A 17,458-nucleotide genomic window follows, 5' to 3' on the forward strand; every position below is an offset into this window, starting at 1 on the left:
TAGAGCATCGCAGTCTAAGGGATTGTCAGCATCGCGTTTAAAGCCCATTTTAGAAGGGTCGAACTCTAACAGCCGATGCAAGGTTTTAGCTTCGATTCCCGTAACCTCTGTTAGTCTTTTAGCTGCCCTACCAGTGGGCGCACCTGCCTGAAGCTTTTTATCCATCGCTTTCCAGAGCTTGACAATGGTGTTGACTGAAAAGGTTTTTCCCGTTCCTGGTCCTCCAGTCAGAACCGAAACCTTCTCGATGGCTGCCGTCACTACAGCATCTACCTGTCGTGAAGATAGAGTGATATTTTTAGCGGCAGTAAATCTGTTAATCCATCTATTAACGCGCTCTATATCTACATCTGGTTTAGTTTCTAGCTTCTGCTTTAACAGTTTGGCTAGATGCTGTTCGGAGTGATAGAAACTAGGTTTGTAGTAAAGTACTTCCTCGTCTATTTCTTTAACTAACTGTTGCTCTGTTACCATCTCAGAAAGGATGCCAGCGATCGCCTGTTCATCTGCCTGATGTTCGTCTGTCGTCAGTAACTCTTTGGTAAAGGGAATAATCTCGCTTTCGGGTAAATAACAATGACCATCTTCACTGGCTTTACTCAGGACGTGAAGCACACCAGCCCGATAGCGAAATTTAGAGTAAGGGGATACTCCCACTTTTACGGCTATCTTATCGGCAGTGAGAAAGCCAATGCCGAAGATATCGATCGCGAGTTGATAGGGATTAGTTGTTACTGTAGCGATCGCGACTGAATTCTGGATTTAATCTTAGTTTGGTGGCTCTATTGCTTACCGTTTGATATCTTCTAGAGCTTCCTACTGCATCATCCCAGAATTTATGTAGGCTGATGGTGGTTTTATTTTCGGGCTTGACCTTGATGTAAAATCTCGTACCACCGCGATCTCCCAAAGGGAGGTGGCTTCGCCAATCGCCTTCGGGGAATTCTTCACTAAACAAAGTCGTAGTGTGCAGTGGTTGATGTACGTCGCCAACTAAATGAAATATCCAGCATAAAGCGATCGCCTATTCGCTCTTATCAGCATTACCAGTCAACACATCGAGATTTTGAGCATAACCAGTCAGGATATTTTCTGGATCTGGTTCTTCAATTGTGTCTGACTCTGGCTCTGTGTCTGGTTTGTAAGGGAAATTGATATAGTGCCATTGAGGGCGGTCGTAACGCTCGTCACCGCGAATATCGTCAGACCATCGGGTAGCCAACATAAACAAAAGCTGTCCCTGTTCCGATGCTTCTACTTGTTCTAGTTGCGATCGCCACAGTCTTTCGGCTTCGGGATTGGCTTGCAGGAGTTCGATTACTCTTTCAACGGCACTGGGGTCATTTTGTTGTAGTTCTCGATAGGCGATTGCGCCAGTGGTCATGTGTCCCGCTCCGTTCCAAGCTAGTGCTGGTGATGGTACAGAGAGAAACGAGAAAACTAGCAAACAAAAAATAATTAAACGTTTCATATTTACTGCATTACTTAATTATTTACTGCATTAAACAACTACTCATTTATGTTTTCAAGTGCATCATCAAGTAGCATCCTGACGATATCGGCTTTACTTCTGCCAGTTTTGGCAGCCAGAATAGACAGTTTGCGGTGTACTGACTCTCTTAGATCGATAGTAAAACGTTTAGTTCCTTCTTTGGCTTCAACCTGTAGTTTTTGCATTAGACTAGATTCCTTCTTCGGTTTCTCTGTAACTGACTGTTCTTCAACTGGTGCAGTAGGAGTTGCTTCAGACTCACTAGCAGTTGCTTCCTCTGGTTCTATCTCAACATCAGGTGTTGGTGCTGCTCCCGTTTGGGGTTTATCTCCACCAAAAACAAACTCTTCGGCTAAAGAATCATCGAGTGACTTTCTTGGTTTTTTGGTCATGGTAGTTGTTTGAGCATTTCAGTAAATAATTTTTCGTATTCGGAAGCCGATTCACTAGCTGGTCGTCCAGGTAACTCCCAAACCGTTGCCGATTGTCCTGAAGTGTCCGCGATCGCCTGTTTTTGATGAATTACCGTATCGAGTAAAGTTGCCCCTGGATTTTTAGCCAGTAGCGCGATCGCAGCAGCAGGAACATCTCTAATACTTGGAACTGCCGAACCTTTACCGTTAGGACTAGCTATTATTGGCTCACAAATCCCTGACATCGACACCACCACTAGCACCATCGGTAAAATCTTCTTTCCGATTAGCTCTTGGATAGAAGACAGATTTCCCCATAGATCTATCACTCATTCACTACTAGCAACCGCAGCGATCGCCATTGTGAGTTTACTGGGGGGTTACTTTTTGCTAGAACAAACATTTAGCTTAATTGCTCTACCATTGGGTCATCTCCTCGCCTGTTTCTCCGATACCTTTACCAAGCAGGGAGTGCAGTTATTTTACCCAGAACCAGCTTGGGCAATATCTGTATCCAATCCGCGACGGAGATTAAAGACTGGTGGTGCTGGCGAACTATGGGTATTGGGTATTGCGATCGCCCTCCTCTCATTAGGAATTTATCTAGCTAACGGTGGGGGCATAACTCAGAAAGTCTCACAGAATCTCGGCTTAAGAGATGGCATCGTTAGGGTATATAACGAGAACGCCAGCACCAATAAAGTATACGCGAGGATCGCAGGTTATTGGACGAGCGATCGCACCAATGCCGATGGTAAATATTTAATCCTCGGTACGGAAGGCAGTGAGTTTGTTGTTACCGATGGGGAGGGTGTCTACAAGACTGGAGAGCAGATAATTACTAGTAAAGTGACTACTGACGTTGGAGAAGCTGCAACTACTGAGATTAGAAATATTACCTTTAACGATGAAGATGCTGTAGAACCATTGCTAGAACTACAGCAAGCTTATCCTGGTGCTGAGATTTACTTAAATGGCGAACTGGCGATCGATTTTCCTGAAGATGTTCAGATACCCATCGAGCCTAACCAGATGTCTACAGCTAATTTAACTGGTAGTACCATTAAGTTTAGTTATTGTGGGTTGGAACGGGCGATCGCACTTTTAAATGGGCAGTATGCAGTGGGGGGTGTGGAAGTGAAGATAGTTCGGTCTTAGACAACCAGCCAACTATTAAAATCCGAATTCATGTCTGACTAATGCCCCCAGTAATTGAGTAAGAACTCCAAGAGTAACTGTTCCTCCTTTTTCTCCTACGGTTTTCATGGCTTTTTTCCAAATCTTTTCGTTTCGTGCAGCATCTAAAAAATCATGACCTGCCATTGTGAGACGGTCAAGTGCTACTCCTACCGAACCAGTATATGTTCTTCCAAGTTCACGTACTTCAGCTAAACCAGCATCATTAAGTAACAGCATATGCTCGCAAACTTCGTCAAAATCACGTTCGCCAATGTTTAGTTTATGATGTGAACTATTGTATTGACCAATAGTGAGAACTAATGGATATCCACCCTTTCGAGATTCTGCTTCACCTAAAATCCAACGAACTAAATCCCAGTCGCGTTTCATAATTGGATAGTTCTAATGTTTGTAGTACACAACGGTCAATAATAACTTATTAATTTGGCGTTTCAAACATAACGAACTGGATTCTCTCCGTTAAATTTGATATTGCAGTTGACAATACGTCCGTCTAAAAACTTTATGACCAGTCTGTCTTTGTTTTCTATAACAACATAATGACTGGCATTGCGATCGAATACACCTTCAATCATCTGCGTACCCTCAAAGTTAACAACCTGAACGTGAGTGATTTGCTGGACTTTATCTTTACCAACAACCCAAGCTCCAGACTCATTATTTGCAAGTAGCTCTAATAGATTGTCGCGTGTTCTTACTTGAAGGGTAACTTTAGCCATGATAAATACAAAAAGAGTAAATTCTCATCTATAGTTCCCAAAATGTTAATCATATTACCCATCTTCCGCACGTCAAGATGTAATATAAAGCAATTAGGACAATCAGCAGAACGAAACGGAAAAATCAAGGCTGACCACAAAATGAATAGTAATAAATACTCAGAAGATTAGAAGATTAGACAAAAATTAATAAATCATCGAATTTGATAGAGGTAGAATCATTTTGAATTTTACTTAAAAACTGGTAGAGCCAGAAATGAACCAGTTAGAAAATCTAGAAATCAAAACTATCAATCATCTAGGAATAATAGCAGGAATAATGGATGAAATAGCCCTGGTAGAGATAGTAGATGAGCAACTAGGAACAAACACCAAAGAAATCGTAAGTCCAGGAGTAATCATCAAAGCAATTATTCTTAATGGATTAGGATTTGTATCCAGACCATTATACTTATTCCCACAATTTTTTGAGGACAAAGCAACAGAACATTTATTGGGACAAGGAATATTACCCGAACATTTAAACGATGATAAAATTGGTCGTGTAATAGATAAATGTTATTCATACGGAATATCAGAATTATTTCTGTTGATAGCTTTAGCTGCGGTAAAAAAGTATCAAGTCAATCTAGAATATTCTCACCTAGATTCTAGCTCTTTCTCAGTTCATGGAGAATACTCAGAAGTATTACCATTATTACAAGACCCTTCAGGAGAAGCAAGCACTCAAGCTGATGTAGTAAAAGAAATACCCATAAAAATAACTCATGGTTATTCAAGAGACCATCGACCAGACGGACATCTCACGCTTTCGAGGAGACCTCGAAAGGCGTGTCCTCATTTAAAACAATTTATCTTGAATCTAATAGTTTCAGGAGATGGAGATATTCCAATATTTATCGAAACAGGTTCGGGAAATCAGAGTGATAAAAAAGTATTTGGAGAAATTGCCAGAAAATACAAAAAGCAACTAAAATTCGAGACGACTATAGTATCGGATAGTGCCTTATATAGTGAGAATAACTTAAAATTGATGAAGGAAATGTCATGGGTAACAAGAGTTCCTTTGTCAATCAAAGAAGCAAAAGAAATAGTGAGTAACTTATCTTCTGAAGAATTTATAGCCAGTGAGATTGAAGGATATTCATGTCAAGAAATAGAAAATAATTATGCGGGAATAAAGCAAAGATGGTTAGTAGTAGAAAGTCAACCTAGGAAAGAATCAGACCTCAAACAACTCGAACAAAAAATAGCCAAAGAATGTCAACTGGTCTCGCCAAAATTAGCGAGCTTATCTAAAAAAGATTTTGAAACTGAAGTTGAAGCTAATTTGAGGTTACAACAAATAAGCTCAAAACTTAAATATCATCTCGTCTCTCAGTCTATAGTCACAGAGAAGTCAGCAAGAAACCAACAATCTAGATATCAAATAACTGCGTTCATTCAAGCAGACAATCAGAAAATAACCTCTCTAAAAAGAAAAGCAGGAAGATTTATAATCGCCACCAATAAGTTAAATAATGAGTCCTTTAATTCAGATGATATCTTACGAAAATACAAAGAACAACAAGCACCCGAAAGGGGTTTTGCCTTCCTCAAAGATCCTTTATTTTTTGCTGACAGTGTTTTCTTGAAAACTCCTCAAAGAGTTGAGACAATGGCTATGCTGATGGGATTATGCCTTCTGGTTTATTCTCTTGGACAAAGACAGATTCGTTCTGCTTTACAAACGGCAAAAACAGGTATTAAAAATCAATTAGGTCAACCCACAGAAAGACCAACATTGCGTTGGATATTTCAATGTTTTCAAGGCATTCATTTAGTAGTATTTTCAGGGATGAAACAAATTGCCAATCTCACCGATGAACGTCAGTTTACTTTAAAGTTTTTCCCATTATCTTGTCAAAAATATTATATTTTATCTGGGTAGTTGATAAAATTTTAGCTAATCTGAAATTAATTCATATCTGTATTCTAAAAATTATTGTGACCAAGTTTTTGACGTTCACTTATTATCAATAAGTAATGACTAATGATAATAAGTTGAACCAAATGAGCATTGTTCGCGAACAAGACCCGCGAACTACTCTTCAATTAAGTATTTCAACTCAAGATGAGTGAGGATTGGCTGGTCATTTTTGCTGACTTGCTCGATACTACATTTTGACGTGCGGAAGGTGGGATATTAATTGCGATCGCATCGTTGAAAGTACAGTATGCGGTCGGGACAGTTGAACTAAAGATAGTTAGAAAGTAGATATCAAGGTCAAATTTCCTAACAAACTAAAAATATGACGACACGCTTTGAAATGGCAGAAGCTTTAGTAAATAGAGCAAAAAAGCTTCGTGGCGAGATTGGGGATCATGGTGATTCCTACGAAGAAGCTCTTCTAAAAGGAGTTGTCAGTATAGAATTGAAAATCATAGTCAAGGAAATTTTTGACCATTTACGTTCAGCTCTTGATTACTGCGCCAGAGAAATTTGTGAACAGTGTAGGGATAAAATAATTAAGAAGGCAATTTACTTTCCAATTGTGTCAAAAGATTTTAAACAGAGTGATTTTAAATCCCGCGTTGGTAAACTTATGCCTGGGGTTCTCTCCTCAAAACCAGAATTACTTTCTATCTTGGAAACTTTTCAACCTTTTGCTTCCGTTGATAATAATTGGTTAGCTGATTTTGCTTCTCTTAGTAATGAAAATAAACACGAACAATTTAATATAATTCAACGCACATCTGGATATGGTGTGGTGACAAGAACAAGTGATGGGATGACTTATTGTTCACATTTTAAAGATGATAAACAGACTCCATTTAAAAGAAGCCCGCTAATGGTTTTGCATAATTTTCCCTTTAATGGCTCTGGTGAATATACTTTTTCTTATATAAGCTTTGTTATTATTGATGAAGAAATATTTTGGTTTCTTGATAGAGCTATTTCAGGTGTTCAGCATATTATTCAAGAACTAAAAAAAAATATGTGAGCAAAATAATGTAGTTAAAGTTTATAAACCAATGAATCGGTAATCAAAAGTAATCCATAAAATTATTACTGAAAATATGAGAATAGTTGAGCTAATCCAAAACATAGGATTCTGAAAATCATTGGTGCTAACTGCTTCAATTACTGAAGGAATTAAAATACTTAAATCTGCACCAAAAACTATTGAAAAAAACCAAAAGGTAAGACGCATTTTTTTGTCTCTTTTCACGTCTTTGATTTCATAATTTTTGATTTCCTCTTCAATTTGGTTTGGCTCTGTTATTTTGTTTCTCGCTAGATGTTCTTCCATTTGCTTGAAGATTCTCTTTTCGCTTCTTTCTACAAGATTTCTGATTTTGTCTTCAGTATCTTTGGCAAATTTCTTTCCGCTAACTCTATTGGCGAAATTTTCAATATCTTTATCTACAAACCATAGGGATAAACCTTCTGTATCGCAATTATCAGAATTATAAATAGTGTTAGGCAACGATTGATAGTTTATATCAGGCTGAGAACTTAATTTGTAAAATACTAATTGCGCCAATTTTAAAAATGGATAAATCTTTACTGATTTTGGACTATGATTCACTATCTGCATAGGCATATGCCCTTTGTATCCAGGATTTATATAATCTCCAGTGCAATGAATAGAAATACCAAGCCTTGCATAACTGCTTCTTCCCTTTAAACTTGCTGATAAAAAATTAGGTAATTCAATTTCTTCCAAAGTTTCGGTTAATATTATATCTCCAGGATCGAGAGTTAAATGTTCATGAGATTTTAGCTCAATTCTATCGTATAGTAGCTCTGGATTTTGTTTGATTTCTTTGGCTTTATCTAAATCTAAAATATCTATTTCATCAGATTCTTTTTGCTTGAATTTCCAAAATATATTAGACACATGAATGTCTATAGAAGCTGGTCTTATTTGAGTACTCGACTCAAATTCATGATTGATATTTCCCGTAATTTTTAAACATCCTTGTTGTATAAATTTCCGAATGTCTGTGCTTGAAACGCGCATAAAAACCATTTAATACAAAAGTTGTACTTCAGCTTAACTCATAATTTTGGGTTGGAAATTATAAATAAAACTTTTTTTAGTGTTTTCATGGACTAAGAACAGTGGCAATCGCTTGCCCCCAAACTTAGAACGCACCAAACATAAACTACTCTGCTCGAAAACCATTAGCCTGTGGGAACAATAGAACTATATATTCCCACCGATATGAGGTTCGATATTAATGAAGAGGGTTAGCAAGTTAGTTGTCTATGCGCTAGTCATAGCAGCGATCGCATTCACTATAATCTCCACTAACATTTACCCCCTACCAAGTTGGGCAACAGCAATCGCTCAAGTTACACAGACAGAAACTACTACACCCAAACGCTTAAACATCACTGTCAATGTCACAGAACCAGACGACCTCAAAGTTAGTGAAGGTGAACGGGTAGCCAAAGGTGAAATCATTGCCGATCGCGAACGAGAACGAACCAGACTGACTGCCCAACAGAAACAGCTTCAGCTATCACTCGACCGATTAAAGGCAGCTTCTATTACACCACCAGCAGCACCCCAAGCAGTACCAACAGTAATGGCTCTACCACCAGTAAGTTATCTCGAACACGAAGCAGCAGTAGAGCAAACCAAGGCAGCGATCGCCTCGGTTGAATCGGAAGTAGAACTCAAGCAGGAAGAACTAAGCTACCTTTCAGGAGTTAAAAACCTCGACTCCATCATCCTCGAACACGAACAGGCAAAGTTAAAACAGCTAAAACAGGAACACACCGCAGCAGTTAGAGATTACCAGCTAGCTATGGGTAAGATGCAGAGTGCCAAAGATAGTAGGAAATATCAGGAGTATCAAGCATCAATTAATTCCGCCCGTCGCGTAGAAGAGATGAATCAAGCAAGGCTCAACTATCAACGACAATTAGCAGAATACGAGCAAAGATTGACCGACAGAGAATATCAGGTAACACAGCTACAGGAGAAATTGAATAATGTTGAGAATGCGATCGCTACCCTTTCAGTTGTTAAATCTCCCTATGCTGGTACTGTTAGGCGTGTTAATTGGCTCGGTCAATCCCCCGATGGCAGCCTCACAGCCGAAGTCACCCTCATGGTCGAAACCGATCGAGAAGCAGAAAGAAAACGCCGTCGAGAACAAAAAAATTCCCTGTCTCAACAGCAGTAATAAATGTGTAGAACAGCTTACCGAACGAGCGATCGCCAACTCCAATAAACTCCAGCAGACGAGCGATCGAATTACCGCAATCGAGCGACGGTTGGCAGTTACAGAAGAAAGAATCGACTACACCAGTAAGAAAAAGTGGACTAACTATATCACCACCAATCCAGTTGATATTATTCAAAATTTCTTCGGTGGTGGTGGGATGCAGAGGGATAATCTAGCGATCGCCAACCTCGAAATCAGAACCGCAGACTTACTGACAGCTAAAGCCGAACTAGAGCGGCAGCAGGAAGCAGAGAAGCTAAAGCTAGAAGATAAAGTGCTGCATCTGCTTTTAGATATTGATGCTGCCAACCGCAAACATGAACTGCTGACATCTCAACTGGAGACTTTAGAACAGCAAAGGGAAGTGGTGAGGATTGCTTATAAGTATGGTAGGGGTAGTACGAGTCAGTTATTGGGTATGAAGAATCGGCGCGATCGCACTATCGAGCAGATTGTAGGGGTTGAGATTGAGAAAAATGAAACGGTGACGGAGTTGAAGCACTTGACGAGAAATGCTGAATAAAGTTCTTATTGATTTTAATAATTTAGATATTGGTAACTATCAATTTTGGCAGTGGGCTTATTTAGGCTACGAAGAATTGTATAGATGGGCAAGCATAATTTCGACTCCACTGACACTTTGGTTGATTGCCAAAAAAGTTACTTTGGAATCGGCGAAGCGACAAGATAAAATTTCCGACGAGCAAAATAAACAAAAAGCATTGAATGGCTATTTTGAGCGTATGACAAAGCTTTTAGTTGAGAAACATCTTTCTCTTAAGCCATTTGGAAGTCCTGAAGTTAAAGCCGCAAGAGCTTTAACTTTGTCTGTATTGAGAGAACTCGATCCTGAAAGAAATAAACAGGTAATTCAATTTTTATCTGATGCGAGTTTGATTCAAAATAAACTTTCAGGAAGTACACCTACTTTGTTGAGAGAGGTCAGTTTATCAGGAGTCAATTTAAGAAAAGCTATCTTAAGTCATGCCGATCTGAGTGGTTCAGAAATAAGTAGTGCCAATTTAAGCTGTACTTTTATTGAGAATACCAATCTAAGTAATGCTTATCTAATATGTACTGATTTATCGGGTGCTTGCTTGAATAATTCCAACCTGAAAGATGCTTGTTTAATTGGTGCTATTTTGAATGGTACAGAATTGAAAAATGCCGACTTAGAAAATGCTAATTTAAGAAATTCTTATATAAGTCATGCAGACCTTGAGGGAGCTAGTCTGGTTTGTGCCAAATTTGGTAGTACAAGTTTGAAAAAAATTAATTTGGCTGATTCTAATTTAAGTGGTGTGAACTTGAGGTCTTTTGACCTTAATAATTTGTACCTAAAAAGAGCCAAGTATACCAAAGACCATTCTAAATTGCCCGATACGATGTTTCCCGAAAACTTTAACCCTAAAGCCGCAGGAATGATAAAAGTTGAAAATGAATAGCGATCGCTTGTTTGCAATAATCAAAAACTGAGTAGATTAAAAAGCCGAGAAAAACGTCTTAAGAAAAGTAATGAGTAAGCTGCAACGACAAGAAGATGAGATGTATGAAGTAGCATACACGATTGAAATTCTGCCAGATTGTCAAATCTGTAAACATCATCACGGTCAAATTTATGGCGGTGTCGAGCTAGTATGTGCAGTTCATCCTTATGGATACAGTGGGGATAGCTGCCCCGATTATCAAGCAAAAAAGTAAGACGGGTGAAGATACTCGGACAGAACGAGAGAAGTATTACTGCTAGAGGACATTGGATATTAGAGGGGAGAAGTAGAGCGATCGCTTTTAATAATTTAAAATTAGCGATTATTATTTTTAATCTTCTGTTGGTTCTTCATTTATATCTTCTTCATTGTTTTGAATAATTTCTTTATCTGGATTAACAATAGTGTTTCGATCTATTAAATCCAAATCATTTTCTATTTTTATTTTTTTGCCGTTTTCGCTTTTTATATATGGAATATTATTTATTTCTAAATATAAAGGCTTATTTTGAAGAAATCCTTCTCGCATTTCATAAGTTAGTCTTTGTAGATGATCTAACTCTTTCCTGGCAATATCAAGTTCTTTTTCTTTGATTTCTAATAATTTTAATTCTTTTTCTGCTTTAAATAGTTTATTTTCCAAAATTTTTCTTTCTACTTCTTGTTTTTTTAGTTCTAATTCAAATATATGTATTTGTTGTTTTAGTTCTATGCTTGGTAATCTATCGATATTTTCTTTTATTTTTTGTGTCTGTGTTTTAGTTTTATTTGTGTCTTCTTTAATTTGATTTGTTTGCTCAATATATTTATCTATTTTTTCCGATTCTAGTGCTGAAAAGATTTTTTTTAAAATATTTTTTACTTGTTCTTTTTCTATAAAAGTTTTGAAAAGTATTGTTATGTCATACCTTCTACTTCCTACACTCTGAGATTCTAGTAAAACCTCTACACCTGATATTGAATCTAAGGCTGAAGATAATAAATACAAAAGTTTAGATATTTCAGATACTTTAAAAACACTACCCTCAAATTTTATGTGCATTCTCCATTGAAAACAATAATCTCGATAATCCTCGTATTCTATCCAACAATATTGATCGTCTTTTGAAAATAAATTTTTAATATTTTGAAGCAGCGTTTTTTTACTGTTTTTACGCTGGCTAAAGAGAAATGAATTATATGATTCTAAATTAATTTTTAATTCTTTTATTCCATCGAAAAATATTGATATTTTGTCGTCATCATGGGTTTTAAGAATATCAATTATTGTTTTAATATTATTAATGATTTGCCAATTTGTTTCCGTTGTACTTTCCTTATTTAAGATATCGATTATAGGTGTTGTAACTTTTATTATACTATTGATAGTCTTGTTATTGTTGATAGTATCACATACTTCTTTTAATTTTGAAACGCTTTTTGCTAACTGTGTCAAATAATTGTTTTTTTGAATAGAATTTAATTCTTGTATTTTATTTTCAATATTATTTAAATGATTGCGAATTTTGTACCCACTTTCAAAAGGTTCATCAGGAGAGGCACTTGTTGTAGTAGGAGGCATAATTTTTGTATTGTTTTCTACGTTAAATAATAATGTGTTTTGAAATAAGACAGATTTTATGAACTAATTTCTTAAGAAAGCGGTCGCCTTTCCCAATCGAAATCATCTAAAAATCAATAAACTGACTACTGCCACTGTCAGGACTGATATGCAGATACCTCTCAGTAGTAGTCACACTGGCATGACCCAAACTCTGCTGCAACAACCTCAAATTACAACCAGCTTCTAAACTATGACTGGCGTGAGAATGCCTTAACCAGTGCGCGGATGCCCTCTCATCAATCCCTGCCCTCCTGCAAGCTCGTTTAATCATCGTATGCACCACAACGCGATTCATCTTATTATGGTGGCGACTAATAAAAACATACTGATTGACCCGATGGTATTTTTCAAACTCTTTGACCCTCGCCCACAGCCAATCGGGGATAATTATCACTCTAGTTTTAGAACCCTTCCCAAATACCGTTACTTTTCCGCCGCTACCATGCTTTTTAAAATCATTCCAAGTTAGCCCCACAACTTCAGACACCCTCAAGCCACAGCCGTACATGAGAAGTAATATTAAGCGATCGCGTTCGTTCTTGACCCCATACTTAATCAATCCCCGCACATCGGATACATCTAAAATCTTCTCCGCCAAATCGTCTTTAGCCTTCGGTGGCTTAATGAAGCTGCCTACATTTAAAGTTAAATACCCCGTCTTGACAGCAAAACTAAATAGCGACTTAATTACTAAAACTTTGTTCGCTACAGTGGTAAGCTTAAATCGAGCCTTTAATCCGCGCTCCCATAGCTGTAAATCATCTAACTTCACCTCAGACAACGGTTTATCAATAAACTCAATGAACTTTTCTACCGTCGAGCGATAACTTATCTGGGTCGTTTCCGATTTGCCACCCAACCAAATTAAAATCAACTCGCGATCGCTCGAAGCATTAGTAACTTTGTTCTGAATAGTCATTAATACAGAGGTATTAAAAAAAGTATAACAATATAGACACTTTTGTTATACAAGTAGGCTTTAAAAAAATAACCCACTCGTACTAGAGAAAAATTAAGGATTGAATGTGAGGACGGAGCGACCCACCGCAACGATAAAACCACCAACAGCAGTAATCAAAACTCCGATTAATGTCCAGATTTGAGCTTTCTGTGAGCCTTTAATCTCTTTGATGTCTTCTACTGTGCCGTCGAGCTTAGTCTCTACCCTGACTAACCTTTTGTCGATGTCTTCTACTTTGTTGTTAGTTTCCTCAACTTTGTTGAGAATTTCCTTTTGACCGTTCTTTAATTCTCCAAGGATTTCTTTGAGGTCGGTTTCGATTTGTATGTTGCTCATTGTTATACTTGATTTAGGTTTTAACCATTGGGGAAGTTTCACTGATTGGCGAGTGAACCCGCGTCGGCGCAAGACGCAAGGGAACGCACGAGCTGTCGTCGGGAAGCTTCCCTTTTTAGTTTAATTTTATTGTCTCACTTCTTTGTTATCGCTTCCTGGTTGGTTTGGTTTCATCTAATGATACTATCGAGCTTATCCGATAAAAACCGATACTATCCGATATGACTAGCCGACAGACGGATAAAGTTACGAGAGTCGATATTCGCCTTCCCAATGAACTTTATGACCAAATTAGTGCGATCGCTGTTGACCAATTTCATGCCAAGATACATCATCGCAGTGGCAAACCTGAAGTAACACCCACCATCCTCAAACTCATCGAGCTTGGTATCGGACAGTTAGAATCATCTTTATCCGATGTTGAGGAAACAGACACAGAGTTAAAGGAGCGGGTTCGAGATTTAGATACAAGACTCGAAGAAGTAGAGGCTAAGTTATCGGGTGTTAATACCGTTGCTGTTAAAGCTGAACCAGAGCTAGAACCAGAACCAGAACCACCAGCAGATGAAAGAGAAGGGTTGAGCGATGACGAGTTGAGTAGTCTGATAAATCTCAGCAGCATCTTCATCTATCGCTATCGTCGCGATGGTCATGCTATACCGAATGTAGCTGAGAGATTAAAAGATTGGGAATTCAAAGGCGATCGCTGGGTAAGAAAGGAATGATTATTAGCTCTATCTGGGAACAGTAAGATTGTTGCCATCTGTAACTCCTAGCAATGAAGTTTAAAACATTTGCCAATGCGATCGCTCTCTTTATCGGCTTGGGACTTGCCGCTTATTCTCAGTTAGATAAAAATAGCCAGCAATCTGTTCGGTCAGTTGAACCTACAGCCGTAGAAGATGGTCAAAAGTTCGAGGAATGGCAACTCAAGCCTGGAAGTATCTATGATGGCGATACCTTAAGAGTCATCAGAGGTCAGGAAGAATTAAAAATTAGATTCTGTGGAATAGATGCTCCAGAGAAAAAACAGCCGTTGGGCATCGAATCTAGAGATTATCTGCGATCGCTCGTCGAACAGGCTAACGGCAAACTGTTACTCGTACCGATTGAGAAAGATAGATACGACAGGACTGTAGCTGAAGTTTATGCCCACGATAGACGAAGTTCGGCAATTAATCTCAACCTCCAGATGGTCAGAGATGGCTATGCTTGGCACTACGAAAAGTATTCGGGTAACTGTCCTACTGGAAATGATTATGCGATCGCCGAACGGTTAGCAAAAGAAGAAAAGTTAGGAGTTTGGAATGGCTCACACCAAGCACCTTGGGACTACCGAAAAGCAAACAAGTAAATACATACTAAACTCAAATCTTATTCCGCCACCTTAAACTATTTCTATTTAACTCCCGAACATAGCTATCTGGTTTATCGATTATATCTTCAGCAATGGCGATCGCTTTTTCTAGCTGTTCTACCGATAGCTGTTTGTAAGCTGCACCCTGTTTGCGATCGATTACTTCATACCAACAGCAATTGAAGAGATTATCGAGAATGATTCTGGCAAAACAATGATTTAGACTTACGGGAAAATTACGCTGCTTCGCCTGTGCTGGTAGTTCTTCATTTATTAAATGTAAGTATCTCTGTCGAAGCTGTTCGATATCCAATGTTTAATGCTCGATGTATTAATGAGAAATATAACAAAGATGTAGGCGATCGCTCTTTACTCAAAGTCCAATAGTTCTGGTTCGGCTTTGAACCATTCACCTGACAAYCTGAGATGGTTAAACTTWTRRTGCAAACTRTTTTCWARTTCTTTAGCAGCTTTTCCTTCTTTAACTKTGATTGTYYTRATTACTTTCAGTTCATAGGGATGGGCAGTTTGCAAGGATTTAAGTCTCTTTTCTACATTYTTGGCACGTCCTATYTTKAYYGCYSTRCTCTCKTSRCTGTRRATGAAATAAACATATTCYGATTTYTGACTYARATTRTCTCCCRCAAGCGAAATRGTTTTTCCWCCWGGRGTAATAATTTCTGWRCCTTCACTCGCCCAAGTTYTCACCCAAGCACARACAGCCTKTACRGTTARAGTTTTTTGRACTATSARTTTAACTGTTTCTCTKGRWTCGACTACAGTAAAYTTTTTGCCTCCTGCTTTGCCTCGATTGCAATTAATGGCTACTTTCAGAGAACCGTCTTGATTTTTAGATACCCAAAAACCGCGAGTTTCGCTGACGTAAAAGTAATCATCAGATTTTAGAGATTCGTACTCAGCATCTTCCTGGCTAACTYTAATGTAGATTCTGGAATATGTATGTTCTCCTATCAAGGGAATATCGAGACGTTTAGCTACTTCTATATTTGATATATCGATCCAACCTCGTCCCTTCAGTGGTTGACCTGGAACTTTATCGACGTAAAAAGTTATTCTCGTTCTCACCGTTCATAAATATTCTTAACCTACCACAAAGATAGCTGCCCTTCACTAACGCTACTATACTTACTCCGATGCAAATTCAAATGACAAGCCGCGCAGACAGACAATAAATTAGACAATCGATTATCCCTCGTATCATGGTTGCGATGGTGTACCTGAAGAATATCTGCCGTCCATTCCGAGCGAGTTAGATTATCTGGTCTTTCCCCAGGACGATAACACTTCTTACCGCAGCATTCACAACACCGCAGCATTCACAACACCAGTTTCGGCTTTCTTTCACTGTCAAAGCTAGTTCTTTCCAATTGTCGGGGTAAAGTCTCGAATCTATCGGCATGATATAAGCGCGATCGCTGGACGGAAATTATTGTATCGTAAATGAGCGATCGCTCGGCATCAACCAGCCAAATATCTAAATATCATTCCCAACGTGGATGCGGGGGTGACAAATTTTTTTCTACATTTTAAAGGTAATAGACTAAATATCAAAACACTATGTTGACTACTGCAAAGGGAGCAATACACTTAAGCGCGGTTGCTTTAGGAATCATAGTTGTCAATTTTTCTACACTACCAAGCAACGCTCAAAGCCGAACTGCCGATAGCTTTAATTTTGACGATCTTAGTGCTGGAGGTCAAGGCAGTTGGAATTTTAAGAGCGAGGATGAAGCAGTTTCGATTCGGGATGATCTTAAAGAACTTAGAGAATACGACATCTCAGGAGTAGAATATTTTGACGTAAGAGCGATTCAAAGAAGAAACTGGAGAAATCGACGCGGGGGAAATCAGGGCGATCGCTATTATTATATAGAAAACAGAATTTTTCCCTATTATCCTATAAGAGATAGAATTTATTATTAATTAATTAAAAGTTATGCGGTGGTGGGTTTTAAGACAGAGAGTTGGCGCGATCGCTCAAACAAGAAAAGTTCGAGCTATGACTGGAACGAATAGGTATCGCTCCAGCCAAAGTTATTATTAGCAAGAAGCTAGTTTCTCTTTGACGGACTGATAAATATTTTTATCTTCCTGTTTTTTCCGTTTGAGTTGTTCTTTAAAAAGTTCTACTTGACGCATACTAGGATGCTGTCGATAAATATCTATTAGCCAATCTACACAAGCTAATCTAGCTTTATACTTGGTTAAATCTGTCATTATTCCCTCCTTTATGTGGAAATATTTCAAACCTGAAGCGGTCTTGTTGGAAGTTCAGTTGTCTCCGTTGGCAAAGTAAGCATAAGTGCCGATAGTAGCAGCTAAAAGCCAGCCCAAAACTAAAACGCTAACTAATAGAGTTGTCATGATGTTTCTCCTCAGTAAAATACTGAATTTGAGTTACGAACACAACTTAACAATTATGTCTAGCAATTTTAGTGTTTTTTAATAAACCTCGGAAATTGTCACATAGAGCAATAGAATTCTCATGCTGGTAAAAAACTTGAGAGTGTGCGTCTATGAGGGCGGGATCGCCAATTTTTAGTGGTTTCGCATCCTGTGTTTCTAGTACTTCAACTCAACGGTGATGAGAAACTAATTATGCTCGACGGTCTTTATGAGTCAATGATTGGAGCGCGATAAGCCTTC

General features: G+C 38.3%; 23 protein-coding genes and 2 pseudogenes. 10 read left to right on the forward strand and 15 right to left on the reverse strand.

Features of this window, described 5'->3' with window-relative positions; genetic code table 11:
* The 4 genes and pseudogenes from KV40_RS25405 to KV40_RS36845 form a co-directional block, all read right to left on the reverse strand.
* On the reverse strand, positions 1–762 hold a 762-nt coding region (locus tag KV40_RS25405; RefSeq protein WP_156114186.1), incomplete at its 3' end, for an AAA family ATPase.
* Positions 725–1,471: pseudogene (locus KV40_RS36840) on the reverse strand (S1/P1 nuclease). The gene KV40_RS25405 and the pseudogene KV40_RS36840, both read right to left, overlap by 38 nt.
* 38 nt (positions 1,472–1,509) lie before the next feature.
* Positions 1,510–1,884, reverse strand: coding sequence for a hypothetical protein (locus KV40_RS25415; RefSeq protein WP_036487260.1), 375 nt, complete (start codon positions 1,882–1,884; stop codon positions 1,510–1,512).
* A pseudogene (locus tag KV40_RS36845) lies at positions 1,881–2,066 on the reverse strand (ParA family protein); the annotation flags it as partial. The gene KV40_RS25415 and the pseudogene KV40_RS36845, both read right to left, overlap by 4 nt.
* Positions 2,067–2,085: 19 nt before the next feature.
* Between KV40_RS36845 and KV40_RS25425 the strand changes: the two are divergent.
* Positions 2,086–3,063 (forward strand): metal-dependent hydrolase, encoded by a 978-nt coding sequence (locus KV40_RS25425; protein WP_253274389.1) that lies wholly within the window; start codon positions 2,086–2,088, stop codon positions 3,061–3,063.
* Positions 3,064–3,078: 15 nt separating this feature from the next.
* On the opposite strand, the gene KV40_RS25430 is transcribed toward KV40_RS25425, so the two are convergent.
* Both KV40_RS25430 and KV40_RS25435 read right to left on the reverse strand, forming a co-directional pair.
* Entirely contained in the window at positions 3,079–3,474 is a 396-nt protein-coding gene (locus tag KV40_RS25430; RefSeq protein ID WP_036487264.1) for a DUF2513 domain-containing protein, read from the reverse strand.
* 62 nt (positions 3,475–3,536) lie between these two features.
* On the reverse strand, positions 3,537–3,824 hold the full coding sequence (locus KV40_RS25435) for a hypothetical protein (protein WP_036487266.1): 288 nt from the start codon (positions 3,822–3,824) through the stop codon (positions 3,537–3,539).
* 256 nt (positions 3,825–4,080) lie between these two features.
* On the opposite strand from KV40_RS25435, the gene KV40_RS25440 reads away from it, so the two are divergent.
* Positions 4,081–5,754, forward strand: a complete 1,674-nt coding sequence (locus tag KV40_RS25440) for an IS1634 family transposase (protein ID WP_036487268.1) — start codon at positions 4,081–4,083, stop codon at positions 5,752–5,754.
* A gap of 379 nt (positions 5,755–6,133) precedes the next feature.
* Complete coding sequence (locus KV40_RS25445; RefSeq protein ID WP_172657339.1) at positions 6,134–6,808, forward strand: hypothetical protein; 675 nt, start codon at positions 6,134–6,136, stop codon at positions 6,806–6,808.
* A gap of 21 nt (positions 6,809–6,829) precedes the next feature.
* Here KV40_RS25445 and dcd read toward each other — a convergent pair whose 3' ends face one another.
* The gene (gene dcd, locus KV40_RS25450; protein ID WP_172657340.1) at positions 6,830–7,831 is read right to left on the reverse strand and encodes a dCTP deaminase; all 1,002 of its coding nucleotides are present in this window, start codon (positions 7,829–7,831) and stop codon (positions 6,830–6,832) included.
* Positions 7,832–8,051: 220 nt separating this feature from the next.
* Here dcd and KV40_RS36410 point away from each other — a divergent pair, with 220 nt between their 5' ends.
* From KV40_RS36410 to KV40_RS25470, 4 genes are all read left to right on the forward strand, one after another.
* Positions 8,052–9,005, forward strand: coding sequence for a hypothetical protein (locus KV40_RS36410; protein WP_036487275.1), 954 nt, complete (start codon positions 8,052–8,054; stop codon positions 9,003–9,005).
* The gene (locus KV40_RS25460) at positions 8,902–9,570 is read left to right on the forward strand and encodes a hypothetical protein (protein WP_156114181.1); all 669 of its coding nucleotides are present in this window, start codon (positions 8,902–8,904) and stop codon (positions 9,568–9,570) included. The genes KV40_RS36410 and KV40_RS25460 overlap by 104 nt, the downstream gene beginning before the upstream one ends.
* Positions 9,560–10,492: a pentapeptide repeat-containing protein gene (locus tag KV40_RS32640; RefSeq protein WP_052055956.1), complete on the forward strand. Its 933-nt coding sequence runs from the start codon at positions 9,560–9,562 to the stop codon at positions 10,490–10,492. The genes KV40_RS25460 and KV40_RS32640 overlap by 11 nt, the downstream gene beginning before the upstream one ends.
* 70 nt (positions 10,493–10,562) lie before the next feature.
* Positions 10,563–10,748, forward strand: coding sequence for a hypothetical protein (locus tag KV40_RS25470; RefSeq protein ID WP_036487277.1), 186 nt, complete (start codon positions 10,563–10,565; stop codon positions 10,746–10,748).
* A gap of 117 nt (positions 10,749–10,865) precedes the next feature.
* Here the strand turns inward: KV40_RS25470 and KV40_RS25475 are convergent, their stop codons facing one another.
* From KV40_RS25475 to KV40_RS25485, 3 genes are all read right to left on the reverse strand, one after another.
* Positions 10,866–12,095, reverse strand: coding sequence for a hypothetical protein (locus KV40_RS25475; RefSeq protein WP_036487279.1), 1,230 nt, complete (start codon positions 12,093–12,095; stop codon positions 10,866–10,868).
* A 106-nt stretch (positions 12,096–12,201) separates the two neighbouring features.
* Positions 12,202–13,056, reverse strand: coding sequence for a tyrosine-type recombinase/integrase (locus KV40_RS25480; protein WP_036487281.1), 855 nt, complete (start codon positions 13,054–13,056; stop codon positions 12,202–12,204).
* 93 nt (positions 13,057–13,149) lie between these two features.
* Positions 13,150–13,434: a hemolysin XhlA family protein gene (locus KV40_RS25485; protein WP_036487283.1), complete on the reverse strand. Its 285-nt coding sequence runs from the start codon at positions 13,432–13,434 to the stop codon at positions 13,150–13,152.
* A gap of 221 nt (positions 13,435–13,655) precedes the next feature.
* On the opposite strand from KV40_RS25485, the gene KV40_RS25490 reads away from it, so the two are divergent.
* Positions 13,656–14,159 (forward strand): hypothetical protein, encoded by a 504-nt coding sequence (locus tag KV40_RS25490; RefSeq protein ID WP_036487285.1) that lies wholly within the window; start codon positions 13,656–13,658, stop codon positions 14,157–14,159.
* Between the two features lie 53 nt (positions 14,160–14,212).
* A complete protein-coding gene (locus tag KV40_RS25495) occupies positions 14,213–14,788 on the forward strand; it encodes a thermonuclease family protein (protein ID WP_036487287.1) in 576 nt (191 codons plus the stop codon).
* Between the two features lie 13 nt (positions 14,789–14,801).
* On the opposite strand, the gene KV40_RS25500 is transcribed toward KV40_RS25495, so the two are convergent.
* Genes KV40_RS25500 through KV40_RS33750 form a run of 3 tightly spaced genes read right to left on the reverse strand, consistent with a single transcriptional unit; the run spans position 14,802 to position 16,128 of the window.
* The gene (locus KV40_RS25500) at positions 14,802–15,104 is read right to left on the reverse strand and encodes a hypothetical protein (protein ID WP_036487289.1); all 303 of its coding nucleotides are present in this window, start codon (positions 15,102–15,104) and stop codon (positions 14,802–14,804) included.
* A 56-nt stretch (positions 15,105–15,160) separates the two neighbouring features.
* Positions 15,161–15,877: a GIY-YIG nuclease family protein gene (locus tag KV40_RS37460; RefSeq protein WP_036487291.1), complete on the reverse strand. Its 717-nt coding sequence runs from the start codon at positions 15,875–15,877 to the stop codon at positions 15,161–15,163.
* A 20-nt stretch (positions 15,878–15,897) separates the two neighbouring features.
* Entirely contained in the window at positions 15,898–16,128 is a 231-nt protein-coding gene (locus KV40_RS33750) for an HNH endonuclease (protein ID WP_216595722.1), read from the reverse strand.
* 241 nt (positions 16,129–16,369) lie between these two features.
* On the opposite strand from KV40_RS33750, the gene KV40_RS25510 reads away from it, so the two are divergent.
* Entirely contained in the window at positions 16,370–16,735 is a 366-nt protein-coding gene (locus KV40_RS25510) for a hypothetical protein (protein ID WP_036487293.1), read from the forward strand.
* Between the two features lie 117 nt (positions 16,736–16,852).
* Here the strand turns inward: KV40_RS25510 and KV40_RS35290 are convergent, their stop codons facing one another.
* The gene (locus KV40_RS35290) at positions 16,853–17,029 is read right to left on the reverse strand and encodes a hypothetical protein (protein ID WP_156113976.1); all 177 of its coding nucleotides are present in this window, start codon (positions 17,027–17,029) and stop codon (positions 16,853–16,855) included.
* Positions 17,030–17,083: 54 nt separating this feature from the next.
* On the reverse strand, positions 17,084–17,176 hold the full coding sequence (locus KV40_RS37465; RefSeq protein ID WP_371260834.1) for an endonuclease: 93 nt from the start codon (positions 17,174–17,176) through the stop codon (positions 17,084–17,086).
* Positions 17,177–17,458 lie beyond the last annotated feature (282 nt).

The organism is Myxosarcina sp. GI1, assembly GCF_000756305.1.
In the GTDB taxonomy this organism is placed as follows: Bacteria; Cyanobacteriota; Cyanobacteriia; order Cyanobacteriales; family Xenococcaceae; genus Myxosarcina.

Bases quoted from the DNA above. Each gene is read 5' to 3' on its own strand.
- KV40_RS25415 (WP_036487260.1), bottom strand. From the start codon at position 1,884: ATGACCAAAAAACCAAGAAAGTCACTCGATGATTCTTTAGCCGAAGAG.
- KV40_RS25430 (WP_036487264.1), bottom strand. From the start codon at position 3,474: ATGAAACGCGACTGGGATTTAGTTCGTTGGATTTTAGGTGAAGCAGAA.
- KV40_RS25435 (WP_036487266.1), bottom strand. From the start codon at position 3,824: ATGGCTAAAGTTACCCTTCAAGTAAGAACACGCGACAATCTATTAGAG.
- KV40_RS25440 (WP_036487268.1), top strand. From the start codon at position 4,081: ATGAACCAGTTAGAAAATCTAGAAATCAAAACTATCAATCATCTAGGA.
- KV40_RS25445 (WP_172657339.1), top strand. From the start codon at position 6,134: ATGGCAGAAGCTTTAGTAAATAGAGCAAAAAAGCTTCGTGGCGAGATT.
- dcd (WP_172657340.1), bottom strand. From the start codon at position 7,831: ATGCGCGTTTCAAGCACAGACATTCGGAAATTTATACAACAAGGATGT.
- KV40_RS36410 (WP_036487275.1), top strand. From the start codon at position 8,052: ATGAAGAGGGTTAGCAAGTTAGTTGTCTATGCGCTAGTCATAGCAGCG.
- KV40_RS25460 (WP_156114181.1), top strand. From the start codon at position 8,902: ATGGCAGCCTCACAGCCGAAGTCACCCTCATGGTCGAAACCGATCGAG.
- KV40_RS32640 (WP_052055956.1), top strand. From the start codon at position 9,560: ATGCTGAATAAAGTTCTTATTGATTTTAATAATTTAGATATTGGTAAC.
- KV40_RS25470 (WP_036487277.1), top strand. From the start codon at position 10,563: ATGAGTAAGCTGCAACGACAAGAAGATGAGATGTATGAAGTAGCATAC.
- KV40_RS25475 (WP_036487279.1), bottom strand. From the start codon at position 12,095: ATGCCTCCTACTACAACAAGTGCCTCTCCTGATGAACCTTTTGAAAGT.
- KV40_RS25480 (WP_036487281.1), bottom strand. From the start codon at position 13,056: ATGACTATTCAGAACAAAGTTACTAATGCTTCGAGCGATCGCGAGTTG.
- KV40_RS25485 (WP_036487283.1), bottom strand. From the start codon at position 13,434: ATGAGCAACATACAAATCGAAACCGACCTCAAAGAAATCCTTGGAGAA.
- KV40_RS25490 (WP_036487285.1), top strand. From the start codon at position 13,656: ATGACTAGCCGACAGACGGATAAAGTTACGAGAGTCGATATTCGCCTT.
- KV40_RS25495 (WP_036487287.1), top strand. From the start codon at position 14,213: ATGAAGTTTAAAACATTTGCCAATGCGATCGCTCTCTTTATCGGCTTG.
- KV40_RS33750 (WP_216595722.1), bottom strand. From the start codon at position 16,128: ATGCTGCGGTGTTGTGAATGCTGCGGTAAGAAGTGTTATCGTCCTGGG.
- KV40_RS25510 (WP_036487293.1), top strand. From the start codon at position 16,370: ATGTTGACTACTGCAAAGGGAGCAATACACTTAAGCGCGGTTGCTTTA.
- KV40_RS35290 (WP_156113976.1), bottom strand. From the start codon at position 17,029: ATGACAGATTTAACCAAGTATAAAGCTAGATTAGCTTGTGTAGATTGG.
- KV40_RS37465 (WP_371260834.1), bottom strand. From the start codon at position 17,176: ATGACAACTCTATTAGTTAGCGTTTTAGTTTTGGGCTGGCTTTTAGCT.